Origin of the sequence: Cellulosimicrobium sp. NPDC057127 (genome assembly GCF_042670945.1) — a bacterium.
GTDB lineage: Bacteria > Actinomycetota > Actinomycetes > Actinomycetales > Cellulomonadaceae > Cellulosimicrobium.
Window position 1 is genome coordinate 98,332 of sequence record NZ_JBHUUP010000011.1, and the last position, 24,802, is coordinate 123,133.

18 protein-coding genes are annotated in these 24,802 nt (G+C 74.6%); 11 read left to right on the forward strand and 7 right to left on the reverse strand.

All coding sequences use genetic code 11. The features are described 5' to 3' along the window. The first annotated feature begins 42 nt into the window (after positions 1-42). The 4 genes from glgX to ACFTZA_RS12425 are packed head-to-tail and all read left to right on the forward strand — an operon-like array spanning position 43 to position 7,762. The gene (glgX, locus tag ACFTZA_RS12410; protein WP_378194970.1) at positions 43-2,283 is read left to right on the forward strand and encodes a glycogen debranching protein GlgX; all 2,241 of its coding nucleotides are present in this window, start codon (positions 43-45) and stop codon (positions 2,281-2,283) included. Then, positions 2,280-4,904, forward strand: coding sequence for a malto-oligosyltrehalose synthase (gene treY / locus ACFTZA_RS12415; RefSeq protein ID WP_378194973.1), 2,625 nt, complete (start codon positions 2,280-2,282; stop codon positions 4,902-4,904). The genes glgX and treY overlap by 4 nt, the downstream gene beginning before the upstream one ends. Beyond that, positions 4,901-6,769 carry a malto-oligosyltrehalose trehalohydrolase gene (gene treZ / locus ACFTZA_RS12420; protein WP_378194976.1) on the forward strand — a complete coding sequence of 623 codons (1,869 nt, stop codon included), beginning with the start codon at positions 4,901-4,903 and terminating at the stop codon, positions 6,767-6,769. Before treY ends, treZ begins: the two co-directional genes overlap by 4 nt. Before the next feature lie 12 nt (positions 6,770-6,781). Beyond that, the gene (locus ACFTZA_RS12425) at positions 6,782-7,762 is read left to right on the forward strand and encodes a PPK2 family polyphosphate kinase (protein WP_378194979.1); all 981 of its coding nucleotides are present in this window, start codon (positions 6,782-6,784) and stop codon (positions 7,760-7,762) included. 69 nt (positions 7,763-7,831) lie between these two features. Here ACFTZA_RS12425 and zapE read toward each other — a convergent pair whose 3' ends face one another. Then, positions 7,832-8,923, reverse strand: a complete 1,092-nt coding sequence (zapE, locus tag ACFTZA_RS12430) for a cell division protein ZapE (protein WP_378194982.1) — start codon at positions 8,921-8,923, stop codon at positions 7,832-7,834. Between the two features lie 37 nt (positions 8,924-8,960). On the opposite strand from zapE, the gene ACFTZA_RS12435 reads away from it, so the two are divergent. Next, complete coding sequence (locus ACFTZA_RS12435; protein WP_378194985.1) at positions 8,961-9,779, forward strand: dihydrofolate reductase family protein; 819 nt, start codon at positions 8,961-8,963, stop codon at positions 9,777-9,779. Between the two features lie 5 nt (positions 9,780-9,784). Next, positions 9,785-10,270, forward strand: coding sequence for a hypothetical protein (locus tag ACFTZA_RS12440; RefSeq protein WP_378194987.1), 486 nt, complete (start codon positions 9,785-9,787; stop codon positions 10,268-10,270). Between the two features lie 26 nt (positions 10,271-10,296). On the opposite strand, the gene ACFTZA_RS12445 is transcribed toward ACFTZA_RS12440, so the two are convergent. From ACFTZA_RS12445 to gndA, 3 genes are read right to left on the reverse strand one after another with little or no spacing between them, the layout of a single operon-like run. Beyond that, positions 10,297-11,052 carry an aspartate/glutamate racemase family protein gene (locus tag ACFTZA_RS12445; protein WP_378194990.1) on the reverse strand — a complete coding sequence of 252 codons (756 nt, stop codon included), beginning with the start codon at positions 11,050-11,052 and terminating at the stop codon, positions 10,297-10,299. Further along, on the reverse strand, positions 11,045-12,313 hold the full coding sequence (locus ACFTZA_RS12450) for a carboxylate--amine ligase (protein WP_378194993.1): 1,269 nt from the start codon (positions 12,311-12,313) through the stop codon (positions 11,045-11,047). Before ACFTZA_RS12450 ends, ACFTZA_RS12445 begins: the two co-directional genes overlap by 8 nt. Next, positions 12,310-13,755, reverse strand: coding sequence for an NADP-dependent phosphogluconate dehydrogenase (gndA, locus tag ACFTZA_RS12455; RefSeq protein WP_378194996.1), 1,446 nt, complete (start codon positions 13,753-13,755; stop codon positions 12,310-12,312). Before gndA ends, ACFTZA_RS12450 begins: the two co-directional genes overlap by 4 nt. Positions 13,756-14,003: 248 nt before the next feature. On the opposite strand from gndA, the gene ACFTZA_RS12460 reads away from it, so the two are divergent. The 5 genes from ACFTZA_RS12460 to ACFTZA_RS12480 all read left to right on the forward strand — a co-directional run bounded on the left by ACFTZA_RS12460 (position 14,004) and on the right by ACFTZA_RS12480 (position 20,692). Then, the gene (locus ACFTZA_RS12460) at positions 14,004-14,597 is read left to right on the forward strand and encodes a DUF3000 domain-containing protein (protein ID WP_378194999.1); all 594 of its coding nucleotides are present in this window, start codon (positions 14,004-14,006) and stop codon (positions 14,595-14,597) included. Further along, a complete protein-coding gene (locus ACFTZA_RS12465; RefSeq protein WP_378195002.1) occupies positions 14,594-15,889 on the forward strand; it encodes an HRDC domain-containing protein in 1,296 nt (431 codons plus the stop codon). Before ACFTZA_RS12460 ends, ACFTZA_RS12465 begins: the two co-directional genes overlap by 4 nt. 10 nt (positions 15,890-15,899) lie before the next feature. After that, positions 15,900-16,946 carry a lipid II:glycine glycyltransferase FemX gene (locus tag ACFTZA_RS12470; protein WP_378195004.1) on the forward strand — a complete coding sequence of 349 codons (1,047 nt, stop codon included), beginning with the start codon at positions 15,900-15,902 and terminating at the stop codon, positions 16,944-16,946. A 198-nt stretch (positions 16,947-17,144) separates the two neighbouring features. Then, the gene (locus tag ACFTZA_RS12475; RefSeq protein WP_378195007.1) at positions 17,145-18,476 is read left to right on the forward strand and encodes a thiolase family protein; all 1,332 of its coding nucleotides are present in this window, start codon (positions 17,145-17,147) and stop codon (positions 18,474-18,476) included. Positions 18,477-18,478: 2 nt separating this feature from the next. Further along, positions 18,479-20,692 (forward strand): 3-hydroxyacyl-CoA dehydrogenase NAD-binding domain-containing protein, encoded by a 2,214-nt coding sequence (locus tag ACFTZA_RS12480; RefSeq protein ID WP_378195010.1) that lies wholly within the window; start codon positions 18,479-18,481, stop codon positions 20,690-20,692. 39 nt (positions 20,693-20,731) lie between these two features. Here ACFTZA_RS12480 and ACFTZA_RS12485 read toward each other — a convergent pair whose 3' ends face one another. The 3 genes from ACFTZA_RS12485 to pflA are packed head-to-tail and all read right to left on the reverse strand — an operon-like array spanning position 20,732 to position 24,795. Beyond that, positions 20,732-21,487, reverse strand: coding sequence for a PIG-L deacetylase family protein (locus ACFTZA_RS12485; RefSeq protein ID WP_378195013.1), 756 nt, complete (start codon positions 21,485-21,487; stop codon positions 20,732-20,734). A 32-nt stretch (positions 21,488-21,519) separates the two neighbouring features. Then, entirely contained in the window at positions 21,520-23,751 is a 2,232-nt protein-coding gene (locus tag ACFTZA_RS12490; protein WP_378195016.1) for a DEAD/DEAH box helicase, read from the reverse strand. Positions 23,752-23,802: 51 nt separating this feature from the next. Continuing rightward, positions 23,803-24,795: a pyruvate formate-lyase-activating protein gene (pflA, locus tag ACFTZA_RS12495; RefSeq protein WP_378195019.1), complete on the reverse strand. Its 993-nt coding sequence runs from the start codon at positions 24,793-24,795 to the stop codon at positions 23,803-23,805. Positions 24,796-24,802: the final 7 nt, after the last annotated feature.

A 24,802-nucleotide genomic window follows, 5' to 3' on the forward strand; every position in this document is an offset into this window, starting at 1 on the left:
ATCTCCTGAGCGACGTCCCGCGCCGCATGACATCCTCAGGGGATGCAGACCTGGCCTGGCCATCCCTACCCCCTCGGGGCCACGTACGACGGCACGGGCACGAACTTCGCCCTCTTCTCCGAGATCGCCGACCGCGTCGAGCTGTGCCTGCTCGACGACGACGGGACCGAGCAGCGCGTCGAGGTCGAGGAGGTCGACGCGCACGTCTGGCACGTCTACCTGCCGGGCGTCGCCCCGGGCACGCGCTACGGCTACCGGGTGCACGGCCCGTACGACCCGGCGAACGGGCACCGGTGCAACCCCGCGAAGCTGCTCCTCGACCCGTACGCCAAGGCGATCGAGGGACAGGTCGACGGCGACGAGTCCCTGTACTCCTACCGGTTCGGCGAGGCGCAGGACGCCGCCGACCCGGACGACGAGAACGGTGACGAGCAGGCACCGCCCCCCGCTCCCCCGCTCAACGACGACGACTCGGCGGCGCACACCATGGTGTCCGTCGTGGTCAACCCGTTCTTCGACTGGGGCCACGACCGTCCGCCGAACCGCGACTACCACGACAGCGTGATCTACGAGGCGCACGTCAAGGGCATGACGATGCGCCACCCCGACGTGCCCGAGGAGCTGCGCGGCACCTACGCCGGCATGGCGCACCCCGCGGTCATCGAGCACCTCAGCTCGCTCGGCGTCACCGCGGTCGAGCTCATGCCCGTGCACCAGTTCGTCAACGACCCCCACCTGGTCGACCAGGGGCTGTCGAACTACTGGGGCTACAACACCATCGGCTTCTTCGCGCCGCACAACGGCTACGCGGCGTTCGGCACGCGCGGCGAGCAGGTCATGGAGTTCAAGTCCATGGTCAAGGCGCTGCACGAGGCCGGCATCGAGGTCATCCTCGACGTCGTCTACAACCACACGGCCGAGGGCAACCACCTCGGCCCCACGCTGAGCTTCCGGGGCATCGACAACAAGGCGTACTACCGGCTCGTGGACGGCGACGAGGCGCACTACTTCGACACCACCGGCACCGGCAACTCGCTGCTCATGCGCTCGCCGCACGTGCTCCAGCTCATCATGGACTCGCTACGGTACTGGGTCACGGAGATGCACGTCGACGGCTTCCGCTTCGACCTCGCCGCGACCCTCGCCCGGCAGTTCCACGAGGTCGACCGGCTCTCCGCGTTCTTCGACATCGTCCAGCAGGACCCGGTCGTCTCCCAGGTCAAGCTCATCGCCGAGCCGTGGGACCTGGGCGACGGCGGATACCAGGTGGGCGGCTTCCCGCCGATGTGGACCGAGTGGAACGGCGACTACCGCGACACCGTGCGCGACTTCTGGCGCGGCGAGCCCTCCACGCTGCCCGAGTTCGCGAGCCGCCTCACGGGCTCCTCCGACCTCTACGAGCACAGCGGCCGCAAGCCCATCGCGTCGATCAACTTCGTCACGGCCCACGACGGCTTCACGCTCAACGACCTCGTGTCCTACAACGAGAAGCACAACGAGGCGAACGGCGAGGGCAACAACGACGGCGAGAGCCACAACCGCTCGTGGAACTGCGGCGCGGAGGGGCCCACGGACGACCCGGAGGTGCTCGCGCTGCGCGCGCGGCAGCGCCGCAACTTCCTCACCACGCTCCTGCTGTCCCAGGGCGTGCCGATGCTCGCGCACGGCGACGAGATCGCGCGCACGCAGGGCGGCAACAACAACGGGTACTGCCAGGACGACGAGATCACCTGGATGGACTGGAGCTTCCTCTCGGACGCCGGTGCCGACGAGGCGTCCAACGGGGAGGCGGGGGTCGGTGCCGGCGGGCGCGACGAGCGGGACGAGCGGCGCGCGCTGCTCGACTTCGCGCGCCACGTCGTGTGGCTGCGGCGCGACCACCCGGTGCTGCACCGCCGCCGGTTCTTCGTGGGGCGCGACGGCGGCACGGGCGCGGACGACCTGCCGGACATCGAGTGGCTCGACATCACCGGCTCCCGCATGACCCAGGAGGACTGGGACCACAGCTACGCCCGCACCGTCATGGTGTTCCTCAACGGCGACGCGATCCCCGAGAAGGACCGGCGCGGCGAGCCGATCGTCGACGACTCCTTCCTCCTGCTCCTCAACGCCCACTCCGAGGAGCTCGAGTTCACCGTGCCGCCCGAGCGCTACGGGACGTCCTGGGACGTGGTGCTCGACACCGACGGCACGCTCGACGCCGGCGACGCGCTGCAGCCCGGGGACACGATCCCCGTGACCGGCCGCAGCGTCATCGTCCTGACCCGCCCGCCGGCGTCGTGACGGCGCCCGCCACCACCGGGTCGCGGGCGCCCCGCGACGGTGCCCGCCGTGCCGCACCCGTCTCGACGTACCGTCTGCAGCTCGGCCCCGACCTCACGTTCGACGAGGCGGCGCGCCAGGTGCCGTACCTCGCCTCGCTCGGCGTGACCCACCTGTACCTGTCCCCCGTGCTGCAGGCCGCACCAGGGTCGACGCACGGGTACGACGTCGTCGACCACGGGCGCATCAGCGTCGAGATGGGCGGGCGTGCCGGTCTCGAGCGCCTCGCCGAGTGCGCCCACGCCGCCGGGCTCGGCATGGTGCTCGACGTCGTCCCGAACCACATGGCCGTCCCCACCCCGGCGTGGCACAACCGCGCGCTGTGGTCGGTCCTGCAGCACGGGCCGCAGTCGCCGTACGCGTCGTGGTTCGACGTCGACTGGTCGACGGACGACGGCGCGGTGCTCATGCCCGTGCTCGGCGTGCGCCTCGGCGACGCGCTGGCCGCGGGCGACCTCGTGCTCGACGAGATCGTGGTCCCGCACGTGCCGCGGGACGCCGGCGTCGCGGACGCAGCGGTGGACGGCGGCACGCCCACGACCGTGCTGCGCTACTACGAGCACGTCTTCCCCGTGCGCGAGGGCACGGAGGACCTGCCGCTCGCCGAGCTCGTGGAGCGCCAGCACTACCGGCTCGCCTACTGGCGCGTGGGCGACGAGGAGCTCAACTACCGCCGGTTCTTCGACGTCGGCACCCTCGCGGCGGTGCGGGTCGAGGACGAGGACGTGTTCGACGCGACGCACGCGCTCGTGCTCGACCTCGTGCGCACCGGCGTGGTGGACGGGCTCCGCATCGACCACCCCGACGGGCTCGCCGACCCCGCCCAGTACCTCGAACGGCTCGCGCAGCGCACCGACGGCGCGTGGGTGGTGGTCGAGAAGATCCTCGCGGGCGAGGAGCAGGTCCCGCCCGACTGGGCGACCGTCGGGACGACCGGTTACGACGTCGCCTGGCGTCTGCAGCAGCTGTTCGTCGACCCGGGCGGCCGCGCCGGCCTCGACGCCACGATGACCCGGCTCACGGGTGCGCCCCCGGGAGGGCTCGAGGGCGTCGTCGAGCAGGCGAAGCGCGAGGTGGTCGCCGGGCCGCTGTACGCGGAGGTGCACCGCCTCACCGATCTCGCGGCCGCCGTCTGCCACGACGACCCGCGGCTGCGCGACCACACGTGGCGCGGGCTGCACCAGTGCCTGCGCGAGCTCCTCGTCGCGTTCGACCGGTACCGCGCGTACGTCGTCCCCGGGACGCCGCCGCGGCACGAGGCCGTGCGCGCCGTCGAGGAGGCGGCCGAGCGGGCGCGCGTGCACCTCGACCCGCAGCGCGCGGAGACGCTGGACGTCGTCGTCGACCTCGTGCTCGGGCGCGAGACCGGCAGCGCCGGACGCCGCCGCGAGCCCCGCCGGGACGAGCTCGTCGTGCGCTTCCAGCAGGTGTGCGGGGCCGTCATGGCCAAGGGCGTGGAGGACACCGCGTTCTACCGCTGGACCGAGCTCGTGAGCCTGTGCGAGGTGGGCGGAGAGCCCGACCGGTTCAGCGTCGGGGTGCACGACTGGCACGCGTTCGCGCAGCGCGTCGCCGCGCTCACCCCGCTCGCTCTCACCGCGGGGTCGACCCACGACACCAAGCGCGGCGAGGACACGCGCGCAGCGCTCGGCGTCCTGTCGGAGGACACCGCCGGATGGGCGCGGGTCGTCGACGCCGTGCGTGCGGCGAGCGCCCCGTACCGCGGTGTGCTGGTCGACGGCCTCGCCGAGAACCTGCTGTGGCAGACCGTCGCCGGGACGTGGCAGCCGGACGCGCCGGCGCTGCCCGGGGCCGACACCGACGTCGAGCGGGACGGGCCACGGAGCGCGTCCGGCGCGATCGACGCCGAACGGCTCGTGGACTACCTGCGCAAGGCGCTGCGCGAGGCGAAGGTGCGCACGTCGTGGACCGGCACCGACGAGGCGTACGAGCGCGCCGTGAAGGACCTCGCACGCAAGGCGCTCGAGGACCCGGACGTGCTGCGGGCGTTCGAGCGCTGGTCGCACGACCACCGCGAGGAGCTGCGTGCGGCGAGCCTCGGGATCAAGCTCGTGCAGCTCACCGCGCCCGGCGTGGCGGACGTCTACCAGGGCAGCGAGTCCTACGGACCCACGCTCGTCGACCCCGACAACCGGCGGCCCGTCGACGTCGAGGACCTCGCGCGACGCCTCGCCCGCCTCGACGACGGCGGGGTGGCGCGCACGCTCGGCGACGAGAAGCTGCTCGTCACGTCCCGCGCCCTGCGCCTGCGCCGAGCGTCGCCCGAGGCGTTCGTCGGCCCCGAGGCCGGCTACGCCCCGCTCGCGACGTCGACCCCGTGCGCGCTCGGGTTCGCGCGCACGGTCTCCGGTGCGGCACGGGTCGTCACCGTCGCGACCCGTCTGCACGGCACCGTCCGGCGCCTCGGCGGCTGGCGCGACCACGTCGTGACGCTCCCGGACGCGCCCACCGGCTGGCTCGACGTCCTGACCGGGCGCCGGCACGCCGCCGGGACCGTGCCGCTCGAGCGGCTCTTCGAGGAGCTGCCCGTCGCGCTGCTCGTCGAGGACGGTGACGCATGACGTCCGTACCCCCGCCCCGCGGGACGCCGATGCTCCCGGTGCCCGGGGCCCGCCCGCTCGTCTGGGCGCCCGCGGCGCGCCAGGTGGAGCTGCTCGTGCCCGAGCACGGCGCCGGGACGTTCGAGGGTGCGCGCCGTACCCCGCTGCGGCTCGTCGGCGCGCACGTGCCGGGCTGGTGGGGTCACGACCACGAGCTGCCGTGGGGTACGGACTACGGCTTCGCCGTCGACGGCGGCCCGGGCCGGCCGGACCCGCGCAGCCCCTGGCAGCCGTACGGCGTCCACGGCCCGAGCCGCACGTTCGACCCGGCGTTCGCGTGGACCGACGACGCCTGGCCCGGCCGCGACGTGCGCGGCGAGGTGGTCTACGAGCTCCACGTCGGGACGTTCACCGCCGAGGGCACGCTCGACGCCGCGACCGGCCGTCTCGACCACCTCGTCGAGCTCGGCGTCGGCGCGGTCGAGATCATGCCGGTGGCGGCGTTCGGCGGACGGTGGGGCTGGGGCTACGACGGCGTGCACCTGTACGCCGTGCACGACCCGTACGGCGGACCGCGCGCGCTGCAGCGCTTCGTCGACGCCGCGCACGCGCGCGGGCTCGCGGTCGTGCTCGACGTCGTCTACAACCACCTGGGCCCCTCGGGGAACTACCTGCCGGAGTTCGGCCCCTACTTCACCGACGCCCACCACACGCCGTGGGGCGCGGCCGTCAACCTCGACCGCTCGGGCAGCCGCGAGGTGCGCGAGTGGATCGTCGACAACGCGGAGCGGTGGTTCGTCGAGTTCCACGTCGACGGCCTGCGCCTGGACGCGGTGCACGCCCTCGTCGACGAGTCGCCGACCCACGTGCTGACCGAGCTCGCGCGCCGCGTCGAGCGGGTCGCGCAGGAGGTCGGGCGGCCGCTCACGCTGATCGCGGAGTCGGACGAGAACGACGTCGCGACCGTGACCGGGTCCGAGCAGGGCGGGCGCGGCATGGCCGCGCAGTGGGCCGACGACGTGCACCACGCGCTGCACGCCCTGCTCACCGGCGAGCGGCAGGGCTACTACGTGGACTTCGGACCGGTCGCGGTGCTGCGCAAGGCGCTGACCGGCGTCTTCGTCCACGACGGGTCGTGGTCGACGTTCCGCGGCGCGCCGTGGGGCCGCCCCGTGCCGGCAGGCACCGACGGGCACGCGTTCGTGGTGTGCGCGCAGAACCACGACCAGGTGGGCAACCGGGCGCAGGGCGACAGGCCGTCGTCGACCCTCGACGCGGGCGGCCTCGCGGTCGCTGCCGCGCTCGTCCTCGTCTCGCCCTTCACCCCGATGCTCTTCATGGGCGAGGAGTGGGGCGCCTCGACGCCGTGGCAGTACTTCACCGACCACGACGACCCCGAGCTGGCCCGCGCGATCCGCGACGGACGCGCGGCGGAGTTCTCCGACCACGGCTGGGACGAGGGGGCGCCCGCCGTCCCCGACCCGCAGGACCCGGCGACGCGCGACGCGAGCGTGCTCGACTGGTCCGAGCCGGAACGGCCGGAGCACGCGCGGCTGCTCGCCTGGTACCGCGCGCTCGTCGCGCTGCGCCGCCGCGACGACGTCCGGTCCGGGGACCTGTCCGTCGTGCGGCTGCACGGGCCGGACGGCCCCGAGGACGACGCGTCGGGCGAGGACGCGCGGAAGGGGCCGCACGACGGCCCGGCCTTCGTCGTCGAGCGGGGCACGGTCGCGGTCGCGGTGAACCTCGGCGCCGGGCCGCGCACGGTGCGGGTCGCGCTGGGCGGTGCGCCCCGCGTCCTCGCAGCGTGGGACCCGGCGACCACGGTCGAGGGACGGCTCGTGCACCTCCCGGCGCGCTCGGTCGCGGTGCTGTCCTGGGTGTGACTACGCTCGCCCATGGCTGCGGCGAAGAAGGCGAAGAGCGCGAGGACCGGCACGACGAAGCAGACCCGCAAGGAACCCCGCCCGAAGGACGCCGGCACGAAGCGCGTCCGGAAGAAGGACGCCCGGAAGAAGGCGGCGACCCCGGTCGCTCCCGGCTGGGACGCCGCACCCACCGACGTGCTGAGCGTCGCCGACGGCTTCGACCTCGCGACGGTGGACCGGTCGGCCGCCCCCGGCTTCCGGGGCGGCAAGGCGGCCGGCCGCGCGCTCGTCGAGCACCACGCCGACGAGCTGTCCGAGCTCCAGGAGCGGCTGTTCGCCGAGGGCCGCTCGGGCGGCTCCCGGTCGGTGCTCCTCGTCCTGCAGGGGATGGACACCGCGGGCAAGGGCGGCATCGTGCGTCACGTCGTCGGCCTCGTGGACCCGCAGGGCGTGGCGCACCGGTCGTTCGGGGTCCCCACCGCGCAGGAGCTGCGCCACCACTTCCTGTGGCGGGTGCGGCGCGAGCTGCCCGCCCCCGGGTACATCGGCGTGTTCGACCGCTCGCACTACGAGGACGTCCTCGTCGCACGCGTGCGCGAGCTCGTGGAGCCCGCGGTGCTCGACAAGCGGTACGACGAGATCAACCGCTTCGAGGAGAAGGTCGTCGCGTCCGGCACGACGGTGATCAAGGTCGCGCTGCTCGTGTCCTACGAGGAGCAGCGCGCACGCCTCGCCGAACGTCTCGAGCGTCCCGACAAGCACTGGAAGTACGACCCGTCCGACATCGACTCCCGCGCGCTGTGGCCCGCCTACCAGGACGCGTACCAGGTGATGCTGGACCGCACGAGCACCGAGGCGGCGCCGTGGCACGTCGTCCCCGCGGACCGCAAGTGGTACGCGCGCCTCGCCGTGAGCGAGCTGCTGCTCGACGCGCTGCGGCGCCTGGACCTGGGGTGGCCCGCGGCCGACTTCGACGTCGAGGCGGAGAAGAAGCGGCTCGCCGCGACCTGACCGGCGTGCTCGGGACCGCCGCGGTCGGCCGGACGCCCGGGGACCTCGGACGGCGGGAGACGCTGTCCGTCAGGCCGAGCGGGCCAGGGTGCGCCCCTCCTCGGCCAGCGCGCCGAGCCTCGACAGGGCGCGGTAGTACTTCTTGCGGTACCCGCCGCGCAGCATCTCCTCGGTGAACAGGCCGCTCTCCCCCGCACCGCCGAGGAGCACGGGCACGTCCCGGTCGTACAGGCGGTCGACGAGCACGACGAGCCGCAGCGCGGCAGCCTGCTCCGTCACCGGGCGCACGCCGGTGAGCGCGACCGCCTCGACGCCGTCGAGCATCGCGCCGTACCGGCTCGGGTGCACCTGCGCGAGGTGCGCGAGGAGCTCCTCGAACGAGTCGAGGGTCGTGCCGGGGCGGGTCGACGCCGCCGCGCGCACCGCGTCGTCGGGCAGCGGCGCGGAGTCGGTGACGACCGAGCGGTGGCGGTAGTCCTCGCCGTCCACGCGCAGCACCTCGAACCGGGCGGCGAGCGCCTGGATCTCGCGCAGGAAGTCCTCCGCGGCGAACCGCCCCTCGCCGAGCGCCTCCGGCAGGGTGTTCGACGTCGCCGCGAGCGCCACGCCGCGGTCGGCCAGCTCCCGCAGGAGGCGCGACATGAGCACGGTGTCGCCCGGGTCGTCGAGCTCGAACTCGTCGATGCACACGAGCTTCTTCTCGGCGAGCGCGTCGACCGTGGGGGCGAACCCGAGCGCGCCGACGAGGTTGGTGTACTCGACGAACGTGCCGTACGCGCTGACGTCAAGCCCGACGGCGTGCGCGAGGGAGGTGAGCAGGTGCGTCTTGCCGACCCCGAAGCCGCCGTCCATGTACACCGCCGGGGCGGCGGCGCGACGCGTGCCGAACAGGCCGCGCCGCGGCGGCCGGGCGATCGCCGCGGCGGCCTCCTCGAGCCGCGCGACCGTGGTGGCCTGGCTCGGGTGACGAGGGTCGGCGCGGTACGTCGAGAAGCGCGCGCGCGCGAAGTGGCGCGGGGGCACGAGGTCGGCGAGCAGCCGGGACGGCGACACCGAGGGCCGCACGTCGGCGAGCGCGCGCACGGGCCGTGCGGTCGCGGGATCGGGGTGGGCGGGACCCGCCGAGGCGGCGGCGCCGCCGGGCGCTGGCGCGGAAGTCACGAGGATCCAGCCTACGCCTGCGGCTACCGTGGCGGCTGTGAGCACCGCCACGCCCCCGAGCGTCCCCCACCTCGACCTGCTCGTGCCGCAGGTGCGCCACGTCCCGCCCGAACCGGGGGAAGCCACCCTCGCGGCCCTGTACGCGCACGACGAGTCGGCGCGGGGCCCGGCGACCGTCCGGGCGAACATGGTCGCGAGCCTCGACGGCGCCGCGTGGGGTCCCGACGAGCGGTCCGGCACGATCAACGACGCGGCCGACGGTCGCGTGTTCCGCGTCCTGCGCGCGCTCGCCGACGTCGTCCTGGTCGGCGCGGGGACCGCGCGCGCCGAGGGCTACACCCCGCTGGACCGCCCGCGCGGGCTCGAGCACCTGCACGGGGCGCCGCTCGAGCTGGCCGTGGTCACGCGCTCGGGGCGCGTCCCGGAGCGGCTCTCGGGCACGGACCGGCCGCCGTTCGTCCTCACGGGGTCCGACGGCGCGGCTCGTGCACGGGCCGGGGTGCCGCCCGAGCGCGTGCTCGAGGTCGGGTCGGGCACGGACCTCGACCTGGCCGCGGGGCTGCGCGCGCTGTCGGACCGCGGGCTGACGCGCGTGCTCGCGGAGGGCGGGCCGACGCTGCTCGCGCAGCTGCTCGCCGCCGACCTGGTGGACGAGCTGTGCGTGACGACGACGCCCCGGGTCGTGGGTCCGGGGCCGGGCCGCATCGTCGCGGGCGCCCCCGCACCGGGCGCGGGGCGCGCGCGCGTGGCCCTCCCCCGGCACGCGCGCCTGGCGCACCTGCTCCATGCGCCGCAGGACGAGGACGGCTCCCCCGCCGGCACGACGCTCGCGCGCTGGCTGCTGCCGATAGTCTGATCCGCGTGACCGACACCATCCTCGTCCTCACCGAGGACACCCTGAACCCGGCCGACGTCCAGCACATCCTGTCGCTCCACGAGGGGGAGAGCCTGGGCTACCGCGTGCTCGTGCCCGCGGACACCGAGCGCAACGTCCTGTCGGGCATCATCGACCACCTGAGCGTCGGAGAGCTGAAGGCGGCGTGGGACGAGGTGGTCGGCCGCGAGCCCACGCGCGCGCAGGCCACGGCGACGGCCGCGGAGCAGCTCGAGCTCAGCGTCGCGGAGCTGCGCGCCGCGGGACGCGAGGCCGACGGCTCGATCACGGAGGACGACCCGCTGCCCGCGCTGCGCAAGGCCGTGGCGTCCGGCGACGTCCGGGAGGTCGTCGTGGTGACGTACCCGCACGCCGTCGAGGACACGTTCCACACGGACTGGGCGTCGCGCGCCCGGGACGACCTGCACGTGCCGGTGCTGCACCTGTACTCGGGGACGAGCGAGCTCGGCTGAGCGCTCGGGGCGACCGCTCGTTCCGGTCAGTCCCGGACGCGGTGCCCCGCGCGCCGGATCGTCGCGCGCGCGAGCTGGTCCATCGAGTCGAGGTAGACCGGGTCGGCGAGCAGGCCGTGGTCGACGGCGACGACGGACAGCTCCGTGCAGCCGAGGACCACGACCGACGCTCCGCGCTCGACGAGGTTCGCCGTCACGCCGCGGAGCGCGTCGAGGTCGACGGGGCGGCCCGCCTTGACCTGCTCGTAGATGATCCGCGACACGACGGCCTGGTCCGCGTCGTCGGGCACGAGGGTCTGCACGCCGTGCGCCGCGAAGGCGTCCTGGTAGACGCCCGACGCCGTGGTGCCGGCGGTGGCGAGCAGGCCGACCGTCGTCAGGCCGGCGACGCGCTCGCGCGCCGCGGCGACCGTCGTGTCGATGATCGACACGAAGGGCACGCGCACCGCGTCGAGCACCTGCTGCGTGAAGTAGTGCGCCGTGTTGCAGGGCATGACGAGGAACGAGACGCCGAACGCCTCCAGGCGCCGCGCGTCGCGCGCGAGCACGGGGCCGGGGTCGTCCTCGGACCGGCCGAGCACGAAGGCCGTGCGGTCCGGGATCGTGGCGTGGTTGAGCACCACCATGTCGAGGTGGTCCTGGTCGCGCTCGGCCTCGGTGAGCGCGACGACGAGCTGGAGGAAGTACGCGGTGGCGAGCGGGCCCACCCCGCCGATCACCCCGACCGGGGCCCGCTCGCCGGGGGTCTCCTGCGGGCGGGCGCCCGCGACCGGCTCAACCACGCGCGTCGCCCTGCGACGCACCCCGGTAGGCGGCGGCCCGGAACGCGGAGACGGGGTAGAACCGCGCGAACTTGCGGACCTGGCGCAGCTCGGACAGCCGGACCCACAGGTCGCGCCGCCAGGCGCGGTCGCCGCGGTACTTCAGCGGGTGGCCCACCCGCTTGACCTTGCGCAGGCGAGCCGTCAGGGTCGGGTCGCCGGCGGCGCGCACGTAGCGGCGCAGCAGGAACCCGGGGACGATCCGGTACAGCACCGGGACGCGCCGCGGGTCGGGCACGCGGCCGTCCTGCAGGTGCTCGCCCACCCAGTACATGGCCGGGTTGATGCCGCTCGACGTGAGGTAGAAGTTCGAGCGTCCCGTGCGCGGGTTGAGCTCGAAGAAGTACCCCTGGCCGTCCCGCGGGTCCACCTTGACGTCGAAGTTGGCGAACCCCGTCCAGCCGAGGTGCTCGACGAGCCGGCGCGCGTCGGCCTCGATCTGCGGGAGGGGGCCGGTGAGGATCGCGGCCGGGTTCCCGAGGGTCCCGGGCGTGTGCTCCTCGATCAGCACGTGCCCGCCGTGCGCCATGCGCACCTGGCCGTCCGAGTCCGAGAACGTCGTCATGATGCGCATCTGGGAGTCGTTGCCCGGCACGAACTCCTGGACGACGAACGGCTTGCGGTACCCGGCCTCGCCCGCGGCGCGCAGCAGCCACTCGAGCTGCTCGCGGTCGGCGAGCTCGTGCACCTTGCGCTTGCCCGCGAACTGCGTGTGGTGCCAGGCGACGTTGTCGCCCGGCTTGGCGACGATCGGGAAGCGCAGGTCGAGGTCGCCGACCGGGTCGCCGCCGTGCCGCACGACGGTGCGCGGGTGCGGCACACCGAGCTCGAGGCACAGCTCGGAGAACCGCTGCTTGTCCATGACGCGGTCCAGCAGGTCCGTGCTGGTGTACGGCACCACGGCGACGTCCTCGATCTTCGCGCGGTGCTCGGCGAGCGCGCGCACGTACCAGTCGGTGCACGTGACCACCATCGCGGGTGCCTTCGCGCGCGACGCGACGTCACGGATCGTGGCGACCATGACCTCCGGGTCGTCGAGCCGCGGCTCGACGACGTTGCTGAGGATGGTCGAGTACCGCACGTTGCGCGTCGGGACGATCGTCACGACGGTGCTGCGCACCCCGTACGCCTCGTGGAACGCGCGCGCAAGGCTGTACGCGCCGGCGTCGCCACCCAGGATGATCGGGTGGACGACCGCCGGGCGCAGGACGCGTCCGCTCACGCGTCGCCTTCGCGCGTCTCGCTCCGGTCGCGCGACCACTCGGTGTGGAACACGCCGGGCTTGTCGACGCGGCGGTAGGTGTGCGCGCCGAAGAAGTCGCGCTGCGCCTGGATGAGGGCCGCGGGCAGGCGCTCGGCGCGGACGCCGTCGTAGTACGCGAGCGACGACGCGAAGGCGGGCGTCGGCACGCCGTTGAGCGCCGCCTGCGCGACGACGCGGCGCCACGCCGCGAGGCCGTTCGCGACCGCGCCGGTGAAGTACTCGTCGGACAGCAGCAGCGGGAGCTGGACGTTGCGCTCGTAGGCCTCGGTGATGCGGTTGAGGAACCGTGCCCGGATGATGCACCCGCCGCGCCAGATGCGCGCCATCGCGCCGCGGTCGATGTCCCAGCCGTACTCCGCCGACGCGGCGGCGATCTGGTCGAAGCCCTGGGAGTACGCGACCACCTTCGACGCGTACAGCGCGAGCCGCACGTCCTCGACGAACGCCTCGCGGTCGGTGACGTCCCACGACTGCGTGTCCGCGGGCAGGGCCGCGCGGCCCGCCTCGCGCTGCGGCACGGAGCCCGACAGGGCGCGCGCGAACGTCGCCTCCGCGATGCCCGTGATCGGCACGCCGAGGTCGAGCCCGTTCTGCACGGTCCAGCGCCCCGTGCCCTTCTGCTCCGCCTGGTCGAGCACGACGTCGACGAACGCGCTCCCCGTCTCGGCGTCGACGTGCTGCAGCACGTCGGCGGTGATCTCGATGAGGAACGACTCGAGGTCGCCCGTGTTCCACTCGGCGAAGATCTTGCCGATTTCGGCCGCCGACGCCCCGAGCCCCTGCTTGAGCAGGTCGTACGCCTCGGCGATGAGCTGCATGTCGGCGTACTCGATGCCGTTGTGCACCATCTTGACGAAGTGGCCGGCGCCCTCGGGGCCGACGTACGTGCAGCACGGGACGCCGTCGACCTTCGCCGAGATGTCCTCGAGGATCGGGCCGAGGCTCGCGTACGACTCGCGCGTGCCGCCCGGCATGATCGACGGGCCGTTGAGCGCGCCCTCCTCGCCGCCGGAGACCCCGGTGCCGACGAAGTGCAGGCCCTTCGCGCGCAGCGCGTTCTCACGACGGATGGTGTCCGGGAAGTGGGCGTTGCCCGCGTCGACGACGATGTCGCCCTCCTCCAGGAGGGGCAGGAGCTCGTCGATGACGGCGTCGGTCGCCGGGCCGGCCTTGACCATGATCACGACCTTGCGGGGCCGCTCGAGCGAGGCGACGAAGTCGGCCATGGACTCGGACGGCACGAAGTCGCCCTCGTGGCCGGCCTCCGCGACGAGCGACTGCGTCTTGGCGTACGAGCGGTTGTGCACCGCGACCGTGTAGCCGTGGCGGGCGAAGTTGCGGGCCAGGTTGCGGCCCATGACCGCGAGTCCGGTCACGCCGATCTGTGCACGTGCTGCCATCTGCTTCCCTGCTCCTCCAAGATCGGTACCGGTCCACCGGCGCGCGCGGACGCCGTCGAGAGCGCAGTCGCACGGGTGCTGACGGTACGGGGCGGATACCCGGGACAGCCTAGTCCCCCGGCCACCGCCCGCCCCGATCCGGCCAGCATGCGGGCGATGGAGCCGACGACGGTGCGACCGGTCACGATTCGATGACGCCTGCGCGTCACGACGAGGAGCCGCCGGGTGGGGCTCGTAGTGTGCTGCGGGTGATCACCGCTCACGGGATCGACGCCCCCGCGGAGTTCCGCGCGGCGCTCGAGACGATCGGCGCACGACGCGTGCGCCCCGAGGTGGCGCTGCACGAGGTGCCCGCCCCGCGCCGCGTCGCGCCGTTCTCCGCAGCGCTCACCGGCCACGTCGCCGGACCGGGCGGCGACGACCCCGACCTCGCGTCCGGGCGCTTCGTGCTCCTGTACGACCCCGAGGGCCAGGAGGCGTGGCGCGGACGGTTCCGCGTCGTGACGCTCGTGCGCGCGACGGTCGAGCCGGAGATGGCCACCGACGCGATCTTCGCCGAGGTCGCGTGGACGTGGCTGACCGACGCCCTGCACGAGTCCCGCGCCGACGTCCACACGGAGAGCGGCACGGTCTCGCGCGTGCTGTCGCAGAGCTTCGGCGCGCTGTCGGACCGCCCCGACGACCTCGAGCTCGAGCTGCGCGCCTCGTGGACCCCCGCGACGTCCGACCTCGGGGCGCACCTCGGGGCCTGGGCCGAGCTGCTGTGCACCACGGCAGGGCTCCCCCCGCTCGCGGACGGCGTGACGCCCCTTCCCGCGGCACGCAATACCGTGGTCACATGAGCTCGGCCGCAACACCCCTCCCCGTCCCTGCCGACCAGCCTGCCGGCGCCCCCGACGGGGCGGCCGGGGACACCGCGGCCTCGCGGCCCGTCGTGCCGCTCACCGAGCCGGCGGACGGCCTGGCGCCCGTCGTCGACACGCCCGCCGCGTTCGAGCGGGTCCTCGAGGCGTTCGCCGCGGCGAGCGGCCCCGTCGCCGCCGACGCGGAGCGCGCCTCGGGCTACCGGTACGGCCAGCGCACCTACCTCGTGCAGGTCCGGCGCGAGGGCGCCGGCACCGCCCTCGTCGACCCCGTCGCGCTGCCCGACCTGTCCCCGCTTCGCGCTGCCGTCGGCGACGTGGAGTGGGTGCTGCACGCCGCGTCCCAGGACCTGCCCGGCCTGGCGGAGCACGGCGTCGTCCCCGCCCGGGTCTTCGACACCGAGCTCGCGGCCCGCCTGCTGGGCATGGAGCGGGTCGGGCTCGCCGCGGTCGTCGCGGAGGTGCTCGGACTCGGTCTGGCCAAGGAGCACTCGGCGGTCGACTGGTCGACCCGCCCGCTGCCGCCCGAGTGGTTGCGCTACGCCGCGCTGGACGTCGAGGTCCTCGTGCCGCTGCGCGACGCGCTCGCCGCCCGGCTCGAGGAGACGGGCAAGGCCGGCTGGGCCGCGCAGGAGTTCGAGGCGGTGCGCACGGCACCGCCGCCCGCACCGCGCGTCGACCCGTGGCGCCGCACGTCGGGCACCCACACGCTGCGCGACCCCCGTCGGCTCGCCGTCGTGCGCAGCCTGTGGGAGGCGCGCGACGCCAACGCCCGCCGCCGCGACGTCGCCCCGGGCCGCGTGCTGCCCGACCGCGCGATCGTCGCCGCCGCCGAAGCCCTCCCGCGCACCGTGGCCCAGCTCGTCGAGGTGCCCGCGTTCGCCGGCAAGGGCACCCGTCGTCGCGCTGCGTACTGGCAGCGCGCGGTCGACGAGGCGCTCGCGCTGCCCGCGAGCGCCCTGCCCTCCGTCCGCGGCCCCCGCAGCGACGCACCCCCGCCGCCGCGCGCGTGGGCGGACCGCGACCCGGCCGCGGCCGCACGGCTCCTCGCGGCGCGCGCCGTCGTGACCGAGCTGTCGGAGCGGCTCGCGGTGCCCGTCGAGAACCTGCTCCAGCCGGACGCGCTGCGCCGGTTGTGCTGGACGCCGCCCGACCCGGCGGACACCGAGTCCGTCGCCGCGTTCCTGCGAGGGCGCGGTGCCCGGCAGTGGCAGGTCGAGCTGCTCGCGGAGCCGCTCGCCGCAGCGTTCCCCGGCCCGCAGGACGGGTAGGGTCGACGCCGTGCACGACGCGAACCTGACGATCCGGACAGTCACCGACCGCACGGCGTGGGACGCCGAGGTGGACGCGCTCGGGGGCCACCCGCTCCAGCTGTGGGGCTGGGGGGAGGTCAAGGGCGCGGGGGCGTGGCGCCCGCACCGCCTGCGCGTCACCGGGCCGGACGGCGCCGTCGTGGGGCTCGCCCAGGTGCTCGAGCGCCGGCTGCCCGCGCAGTTCAAGGCGCTGAGCTACGTGCCGCGCGGCCCCGTGGTCGTGGGCGACGCGGACGGCACCACCGACGACGCGACACGGTCCGCGGTCACGCGCGCGGTCGTGCGGTGGTGCCGCGACGAGGTGGGCGGCGTGGGCGTCACGCTCGAGCCGGACTGGGACGCGGGCACTCCGCTCGACCTCCCCGGGTCCCGGCCGGCCGTCAACCCGGTGCTCTACCCGACGACGCTGATCCTCGACCTGCGCCGTGACGACGACGAGCTCATGGCCGCCATGGCGAAGAAGACGCGCCAGTACATCCGCAAGTCGCAGCGCGAGGACCTCGAGTTCCGCGCCGTGACGGGCGCCTCCGAGCTCGACGCGTGCCTCGCGATCTACCGCACGACCGCCGAGCGCGCCGGCTTCGGGCTGCACGAGGACGACTACTACCGTCTCGTCGCCGCCGAGCTCGGCGAGCACTCCCCCGTCTTCGCGGCGTTCGCCCGTTCGGCGCCGGACGGCCCGCACGACCGGCCCGTCGCGTTCGTGTGGTTCGCGGCGTCGGCACGCACGTCGTTCGAGCTCTACGGCGGCATGGACGACGAGGGCCAGCGGCTGCGCGCCAACTACGGCCTGAAGTGGCACGCGATCACGGCGATGCGCGAGCGCGGCGTGGTGCGCTACGACGTCAACGGCCTCCTCAACGACGGGATCTCCACCTTCAAGCGCGGGTTCGCGAGCCACGAGGACGAGCTCGTGGGGAGCGTCGACGTGCCGTTCTCGGTGTGGTACTCCGCGTGGAACAAGGGGCTGCCCACCGCGAAGAAGGTCGTGCGCTCGCTGCGCGGCGGCCGCTGAGCACGGCAGACACCCCCCTCGACCGAGACCCGGTATCGCCGATGCGATACCGGGTCTCGGCATGTCGTAGCATCGGTCTCGTACGTTTCCGGTACCCGCGGTAGCGTGTATCGACCGAGCGGTGTCGCTCCGGACACCGCCGTCCCGACCATCTGCACCGGCTCCGCGAGCCGGACCACCCGACCGGATGGAGATGCCATGACCGTGGCCGACACCGTGGCCGGCGAGCGCGCCGACCGCGCGCACGACCCCGCCCCGTCGCACGCCCCCACCCAGGCCGCGCGCCGGCGCGCGGTGCGCGACGTCGTCTTCGTCGAGGGCGTGCGCAGCCCGTTCGGCAAGGCGCGCCCCGACGGGATCTACGCCGAGACCCGCGCCGACGACCTCGCCGTCAAGACGGTCCGCGAGCTCCTGCGCCGCCGTCCCGAGCTGCCGGTCGAGCGCGTCGACGAGCTCGCGCTCGCCGCGACGACGCAGACGGGCGACCAGGGGCTGACGCTCGGGCGCAGCGTCGCGGTGCTCGCCGGGCTGCCGAAGTCGGTGCCGGGCTTCGCGATCGACCGCATGTGCGCCGGTGCGATGACCGCGGTCACCACGACCGCGGCGAACGTCGCGGTCGGCGCGCAGGACGTCGTCGTCGCGGGCGGCGTCGAGCACATGGGCCACCACCCGATGGGCGAGGGCTCGGACCCCAACCCCCGGTTCGTCGCCGAGAAGCTCGTCGACTCGTCCGCGCTCGTCATGGGCGCGACCGCGGAGAACCTGCACGACCGCTACCCGCACCTGACGAAGGAGCGCGCCGACGCGTACGCCGTGGCGAGCCAGGCCAAGTACGCGAAGGCGCTCGCGAACGGGGACATCGCCGCCGACCTCGTGCCGATCGCGACCCGGTCGACCGCGCTCGGCTGGGGCCTCGCCACGGCCGACGAGCTCCCGCGCCCCGGCACCACGGTCGACGCGATCCGCGACCTCAAGACGCCGTTCCGCCCGGGTGGCAAGGTCACCGCGGGCAACGCCTCCCCGCTGACCGACGGCGCGACGGCGTGCCTGCTCGCGGCCGGCGACGTCGCCGACGAGCTGGGTCTCCCCGCTCGCATGCGCCTGGTCTCCTACGCCTACGCCGGCGTGGACCCGGAGGTCATGGGCTACGGTCCCGTGCCCGCGACCGAGCGCGCGCTCGCCTCGGCCGGCCTGACGATCGACGACATCGGCCTGTTCGAGATCAACGAGGCGTTCGCCGTCCAGGTGCTCGCCTTCACCGACCACTTCGGCCTCGCGGACGACGACGAGCGCGTCAACCAGTACGGCGGCGCCATCGCCATGGGCCACCCGCTCGCGTCGTCGGGCGTGCGCCTCATGACGCAGCTCGCGCGCCAGTTCGAGCAGCACCCCGAGGTGCGCTACGGCCTGACGACCATGTGCGTGGGGCTCGGCATGGGCGGCACGGTGATCTGGGAGAACCCGCACCACGCCGACTACTCCGGCCACACGTCCGCCGCGACCACCGTCGAGCACGAGGGAGACCGCTGACCATGAGCGAGACGACGACCAGGCCCGGCGCGACGGCCGGCGACCAGACCATCGCGACGGACCCCTCCGCGCCCCGGGACGGCGGGGCTGCCGGGCGCGGCGAGCGGGTCACGCACGCGCTCGTGCGCGACGTCGCGCTGCCGGGCGGCACGGGCACGCTCGCCCTGCTCACGCTCGACAACGGCCTCGACCACACCAAGCCCACGACGCTCGGGCCCGAGGGGCTCGCCGAGCTGCACGGGGCGCTGCGGCAGCTCGAGCAGCGCGCCGCCGACGGCGAGATCGTCGCCGTCGCGGTGACCGGCAAGCCGTACTTCCTCGCCGCGGGCGCCGACCTCACGCAGGCCGCCGCCGTGCAGACGTACGACGACGCGCTCGCGCTCGGGCGCGCCGGCCACGCCGCGTACTCGATCCTCGGCGGGCTGCGCGAGAAGACCGGCGTGCCGACGTTCGCGTTCGTCAACGGGGTGGCCCTCGGCGGCGGCCTGGAGATCGCGCTCAACTGCGACTACCGCACGGTCGCGTCCGACGCCGGCGCGCTCGCCCTGCCCGAGGTCGGGCTCGGGCTCGTCCCCGGCTGGGGCGGCGCGTACCTCGTGCCGCGCCTGCTCGGGGTCGAGAAGGCCATGCACGTCATCCTCGAGCGCCCGGCGGCGAACAAGCCGTTCAAGGCCCGGGAGGCGTACGAGACCGGGCTCGTCGACGCGCTGTTCGACGCCCCCGACTTCCTCGAGTCCTCGATCCGGTGGGCGGAGTCGGTGCTGCGCGGCGACGTCGTCGTCGAGCGGCGCGAGCTCGACCCGCAGCCGGTGTGGGACGCCGTCGTCGAGGCGACGCGGCAGCGGCTCGACGCGGTCGTCGCAGCCTCGCGGCCGGCGCCGTACCGGGCGCTCGGCCTGGTCGCCGCGGCCCGGACCGCGACGCAGGAGGAGGCGTTCGCCGCGGAGGACGTCGCGCTCGCCGACCTCATCATGAGCGACGAGATGCGCGCGAGCGTCTACGCGTTCCAGCTCGTGTCCAAGGGGAAGAAGCCGCAGGGCGCGCCCGACCCGAAGATCGCCCGCCCGGTCACGCGCGTCGGCATCGTGGGTGCCGGGCTCATGGCCGCACAGATCGCGCTGCTGTTCGCCCAGCGCCTCCAGGTGCCCGTCGTCATGCGCGACCTCGACACCGAGCGGGTGGACAAGGGCCTCGGCTACGTCCGCTCGACCGTGGAGAAGCTCGTCGGCTCCGGACGCATGTCGCGCGACGTCGGCGCGCGCGTCGTGGCGTCCGTGCACGGCACGACCGAGCTCGGCGACCTCGCCGGCTGCGACGTCGTCATCGAGGCCGTCACGGAGATCCTGCCGCTCAAGAAGAAGGTCTTCGCCGAGCTCGAGGACGTCGTGGGCGACGAGACCGTCTTCCTCACGAACACCTCGGCGCTGTCGGTGACCGAGATGGCCGCCGACCTGCGCCACCCGGAGCGCGTCGTCGGGATGCACTTCTTCAACCCCGTCGCGCAGATGCCGCTCGTCGAGATCATCCGGGCCACGGAGACGGACGACGCGGCGCTCGCCACCGCGTTCGCCATGACGAAGAAGCTCCGCAAGACGGCGGTGCTCGTCGCGGACCGGCCCGGGTTCGTCGTCAACCGCCTCCTCATCCTGCTCATGGCCAAGATCGTCGAGGCGGTCGAGAACGGGACGCCCGTGGAGGTCGCGGACCGCGCCGTCGCGCCGCTCGGCCTGCCGATGCCGCCGTTCGCGCTGTTCGACCTCGTCGGGCCGGCCGTGGGCCTGCACGTCCTCACGTCGCTGCGCGAGGACCTCGGCGACCGCTTCCCCGAGTCCCCCGGGCTGCAGCGCATCGTCGACGAGCGGATCCCCGTCGTGCTCGACGCGCCGAAGGGCCTGCCGAAGCCGGTCGACCCGGCGATCCAGCGGGTCTTCGGCACGGGCGAGCCCGGTGGTGCGGGCGCGCTCGACGAGGCGGGCGTGCTCGACGCCGTGCTCACGGCGCTGACGCAGGAGATCGGCCTCATGCTCGACGAGGGCGTGGTCGCGGACCCGTCGCAGGTCGACCTGTGCATGATCCTCGGCGCCGGGTGGGGCTTCCACCTCGGCGGGATCACGCCGTACCTCGACCGCACGGGCTGCTCCGAGAAGGTCCTCGGACGCCGCTTCCTCCCGGACGGCGTCGCGAACGTCCCGGCCGGCGCGACGCAGCGCGCCTGACCCTCCGGCCGTCGCCCGCACGCCGGGCGGCGGCCGGGGTCAGTCCCAGGTCATCCGCACGACCTCGAACGCGACGGCGTGGGTCACGCCGAGCGTCGAGCCCGTCGGTCCCGTCATCGAGGCGAGGAACGCGGCCGGGTCGAAGTCCTGCCACCCGAGGCCGTCGAGGTACGCCTGGTGCGCCCGCAGGGACGCGACGCCGGCGTCGAAGGTCTCGCTGACGTCGACGGCGTGGGTGGGCACGGGCGACCCGGCGACCCAGACCTGCCCGACGCCGCCCCACGGCTCGAACCCTTCCGCCTCCACCTGGTCGCGGAACACCCAGCGGTTGCCCGCGTCGCGCACGGCGTCGAGGACGGCACGTCCCGTCGCCACATGGTCCGCCTGGTTCGGCATCCCGCCGGGGAACGTCTCGCGGTGGTTTCCGGTGACGACGACGTCCGGGCGGTGCCGGCGCACGGCCCGCGCGATCTCGCGACGCAGCGGCACGCCGTACTCGAGCACGCCGTCGGGCAGACCGAGGAACTCCACCTCGTCGACGCCCACGAGCCGCGCCGACTCGACCTGCTCGGCCTCCCGGACGCCGCGCGCGACGTCCGGGTCCATGCCGTCGATGCCTGCCTCGCCGCTCGTCACCATGCAGTACACGACGCGCTTGCCCTGGCCGGTCCAGCGCGCGACGGCGGCGGCCGCGCCGAACTCCATGTCGTCGGGGTGCGCGACGACCGCGAGCGCCGTCGTCCAGTCCTCGGGCAGCGGCGCGAGGGGCTCGCGCGCCTCGTCAGGGGTGCTCATGGGAGCCACGCTAGGGGCTCGCTCCCGAGGGCTCATGTCGAGACGGGCGCGTCCTCGGTCGACGTGACGGCGGGGTCGACGACGAGGCGGGCGCGCTCGGCGGCGACGATCGTGCGCGCGAGCTGCGCCTCGGACACGTCGACGGCGCCGGCGACCTCCTCGGCGAGCGCGCTGCGGCGCGCGTAGGCGTCGAAGAGCCGGGCCTTGGTGTCGAGGATGCGCAGGAGGTGCTCGTCGACGGTGCCGGCGGTGAGCAGACGGTGGACCTGCACGGTCTCGACCTGGCCCATGCGGTGGGCGCGCGCTATCGCCTGCGCCTCGGTCGTGGGTTTGGTCTGCGGCTCGCACAGCACGACGACGGACGCCGCCTGGAGGTTGAGGCCCACTCCCCCGACGTCGATCTGGCTCACGAGCGCGCGCGGCACGGGGGACGCCGTGAACTCGTCGACGACCGCCTGGCGCGCGGTCGCGGGGACGGACCCGGTGAGCGGGCGCAGCGCGAGGTCCCCGAGCGCCGTGGCGACGAGGTCGACGACGGCGCGGAAGTACGAGAACACGACGACCTTGCGGCCGTTCTCCGCGGCCTCGGTGACGATCTCGACGAGGCGGCGCACCTTGGCCGAGTCCTCGGGGTGCTCCACGGCGAACGCGGCCCGGCGCATCCCCATGAACTCCCCCGCCGCGACGGCCCGCCGGTACGCGTCGCCGTCGGCGGCGCCGAGCTCCTCCCACTCGTCGACCTGGACGAGCTCGGGCAGCTCCTCGAGCACGTCCTCGGCGTTACGCCGCAGGTACGCGGGCGCGACGGCGCGCCGGAACGCCTCGGGACCGGCGGCCCCGGCGGCGGCGTCGAGGTCGGCGGCGAGCCCCGGCTGCAGGTAGCCCACGAGCGTGCGGAACTCCTCGACCCGGTTCTCCATCGCGGTCCCGGTGAGGAGGAGGGTGTGCGGCGTGCGGGCCGCCAGCGCCGCGACCGCGACGGACCGCTTGGCCTCGGGGTTCTTCACGTAGTGCGCCTCGTCGACGACGACCACGGCCGGACCGGGGTCGGTGAACGTGTCGACGCCGGCGTCCCGGAGGCCGGCGAACGTCGTCACGGCGACGCCGCCGCCCGAGCGCCACGCGGCGGTCGCCTCCTCGCGCGCCGCGCCGTGCAAGGCGTGGACGGCCAGGTCGGCGTGGGCGCGCAGCTCGCGCACCCAGCCCGTGAGCACGCTCGCGGGGCACACGACGACGGCGTGCGTGGCGCCACCGGCGACGAGGTGCGCGATCACCGCGATGGCCTGGACGGTCTTGCCGAGGCCCATCTCGTCGCCGAGGACGACGCGGCGCTGGGCGAGCGCGAAGCGTGCGCCGAAGGCCTGGTAGCCGCGCAGCGACACCCGCAGGAGCGACTCGTCGAGCGGGTGGGCCTGGACGCGCTCGACGAGCTCGGCGGGCAGGTGCCCCTCCGTCGCGGCGAGGTCGCGGCCGGTGGGGACGACGGCGTCGAGCAAGGCGTAGTACGCCGCGGAGCGCCGCCGGAAGTCCTCCCACGCGTCGTAGGGGCGCTCGGGCTCGTCGAGCAGCCCGCCCGGTCCGGCGACGCGGCGTGCGTCCTCGGCCAGACCTGTCACCCGGGCGTCGGCGGTGAGCGCGGCGAGCGCGGCGACGGCGGCGTCGGCGCGCCGCCCGCGGGCGCCCCACGCGAAGAAGCGCCGCACGGGGCTCGTCGCAGTCGCGGCGTCCGGGCGGACGCGCGCGTGCTCCGCGAGGAACCGCCCGGTCGCGGCACGGTGCCGCGTGCCGACGGCGTCGGCCTCGGCGAGCGCGTGGAGTGCCTGGACGAGCCGGGTGGCGACCGGGTCGGTGGGCGTGAGGTCGATGCGGAAGCGCAGGCTCTCGCGCACCGCACGCGCGACCTGCTCGGTCGCGGCGAGCAGGTGGGCCGCCGTCTGGCGCCCGATGCCCGGGATTCGCTCGAGTCCGGGACGACCGCGGCGCGCCACCTCCCCGACGGTGGAGATGCCTGCGTCCGTGACCGCTCCGAGGCGCAGCCGCTCGCGCGTGACGTCGCGCAGCGCCGCGACGTCGACCGTGTCGAGCCGCGCGAGCACCTTGTCCTCGCGGCTCGCGTCGTACGCGTCCCGGACACGTTCGCGTGCCGCTGCCGGGGCGCCCGCGAACCGGCCGAGCAGCGCCGCGAGGTCATCGGCCTCGGCGACCACCTGCCGGGCCGCGAGCGCGTCCGGGCGCTCCGGGCGTCGCTCGGGGGCCGTCGTCACGGCCGACAGCGTGCCAGGTCAGGTGGCGTCCCCGCCACGCGACGTGCGGCGTCAGTAGGTCGTCAGGCCGTGGGCGCGGAACTGGTCGCGCACCCGCTCGGTGAGCTCGGCCGACGGCGCAGTCGTGTCGTCGAGCTCGTAGGTGCGCCCGAGCGCGTCCCACTTGTCGCGGCCCATCTGGTGGAACGGGAGCACCTCGACGCGCGTGACGGTCCCGGGGCGGATCGCGTCGAGCGACGCCGCGTACCGGGCGACCTTCTCGACGTTCTCCGCGTCGTCGGTGAGCCCGGGGACGAGGACGAAGCGCACCCACACCTCGGGCGCGTGGCCGTCGAGACCGCGCTCGGCGATGCGGCGCCCGAAGCGGAGCGTCGGCTCGAGGTCGCGGCTCGTGACGCGGCGGTAGGTGTCCGGGTCGCCGGACTTCACGTCGAGGAGCACGAGGTCGGTGTCGTCGAGCATCGCGTCGGTCGCGTGCGCGCCGAGGAAGCCCGAGGTGTCGAGCGCGGTGTGCACGCCCATGGCCTTCGCGCCCCGCAGGACGCGCGCGGCGAACGCGGGCTGCATGAGCACCTCGCCGCCGGACAGCGTCAGCCCGCCCTTCGTCGCCCGGAACACCGGGAGGTAGCGCCGCACGCGGGCGAGGAGCTCGTCCGCGGTGACGGGACGCCCGTCCTTCATCGCGAACGTGTCGGGGTTGTGGCAGTACAGGCATCGCAGCGGGCACCCGTTGAGGAAGACGGTGAGCCGCGTCCCCGGGCCGTCGACCGCGGTGACGAGCTCCCAGGAGTGGACCGAGCCGAGCTCGCCCGCGCGCATCGCCGCGAGCTTGTCGGCCCGGTCCACGTCCGCGACCGCCAGTCCGTCCAGCCCGGCGCCCGCCCGGCGGGCGTGGCCCACCGGGACCCCCGACGCCGCGGGGTCCGCCGCGACGTCGGGCACCTCGAGGCGCGTGGCGTCGTCCGGCACGGCAGCGCCCTCCGGGACGCCGCACCCGCGCCCGGTGCGGGCGCCGGGTGCCGGGACGGGCAGCGTGACGGTCATGGGATCT

Excerpts from the sequence above, each read along its gene's own strand:
- ACFTZA_RS12465 (WP_378195002.1), top strand. The coding sequence starts at position 14,594 with ATGAGCTCGGCCGCAACACCCCTCCCCGTCCCTGCCGACCAGCCTGCC.
- treZ (WP_378194976.1), top strand. The coding sequence starts at position 4,901 with ATGACGTCCGTACCCCCGCCCCGCGGGACGCCGATGCTCCCGGTGCCC.
- pflA (WP_378195019.1), bottom strand. The coding sequence starts at position 24,795 with ATGACCGTCACGCTGCCCGTCCCGGCACCCGGCGCCCGCACCGGGCGC.
- ACFTZA_RS12475 (WP_378195007.1), top strand. The coding sequence starts at position 17,145 with ATGACCGTGGCCGACACCGTGGCCGGCGAGCGCGCCGACCGCGCGCAC.
- gndA (WP_378194996.1), bottom strand. The coding sequence starts at position 13,755 with ATGGCAGCACGTGCACAGATCGGCGTGACCGGACTCGCGGTCATGGGC.
- ACFTZA_RS12485 (WP_378195013.1), bottom strand. The coding sequence starts at position 21,487 with ATGAGCACCCCTGACGAGGCGCGCGAGCCCCTCGCGCCGCTGCCCGAG.
- ACFTZA_RS12425 (WP_378194979.1), top strand. The coding sequence starts at position 6,782 with ATGGCTGCGGCGAAGAAGGCGAAGAGCGCGAGGACCGGCACGACGAAG.
- ACFTZA_RS12480 (WP_378195010.1), top strand. The coding sequence starts at position 18,479 with ATGAGCGAGACGACGACCAGGCCCGGCGCGACGGCCGGCGACCAGACC.
- glgX (WP_378194970.1), top strand. The coding sequence starts at position 43 with ATGCAGACCTGGCCTGGCCATCCCTACCCCCTCGGGGCCACGTACGAC.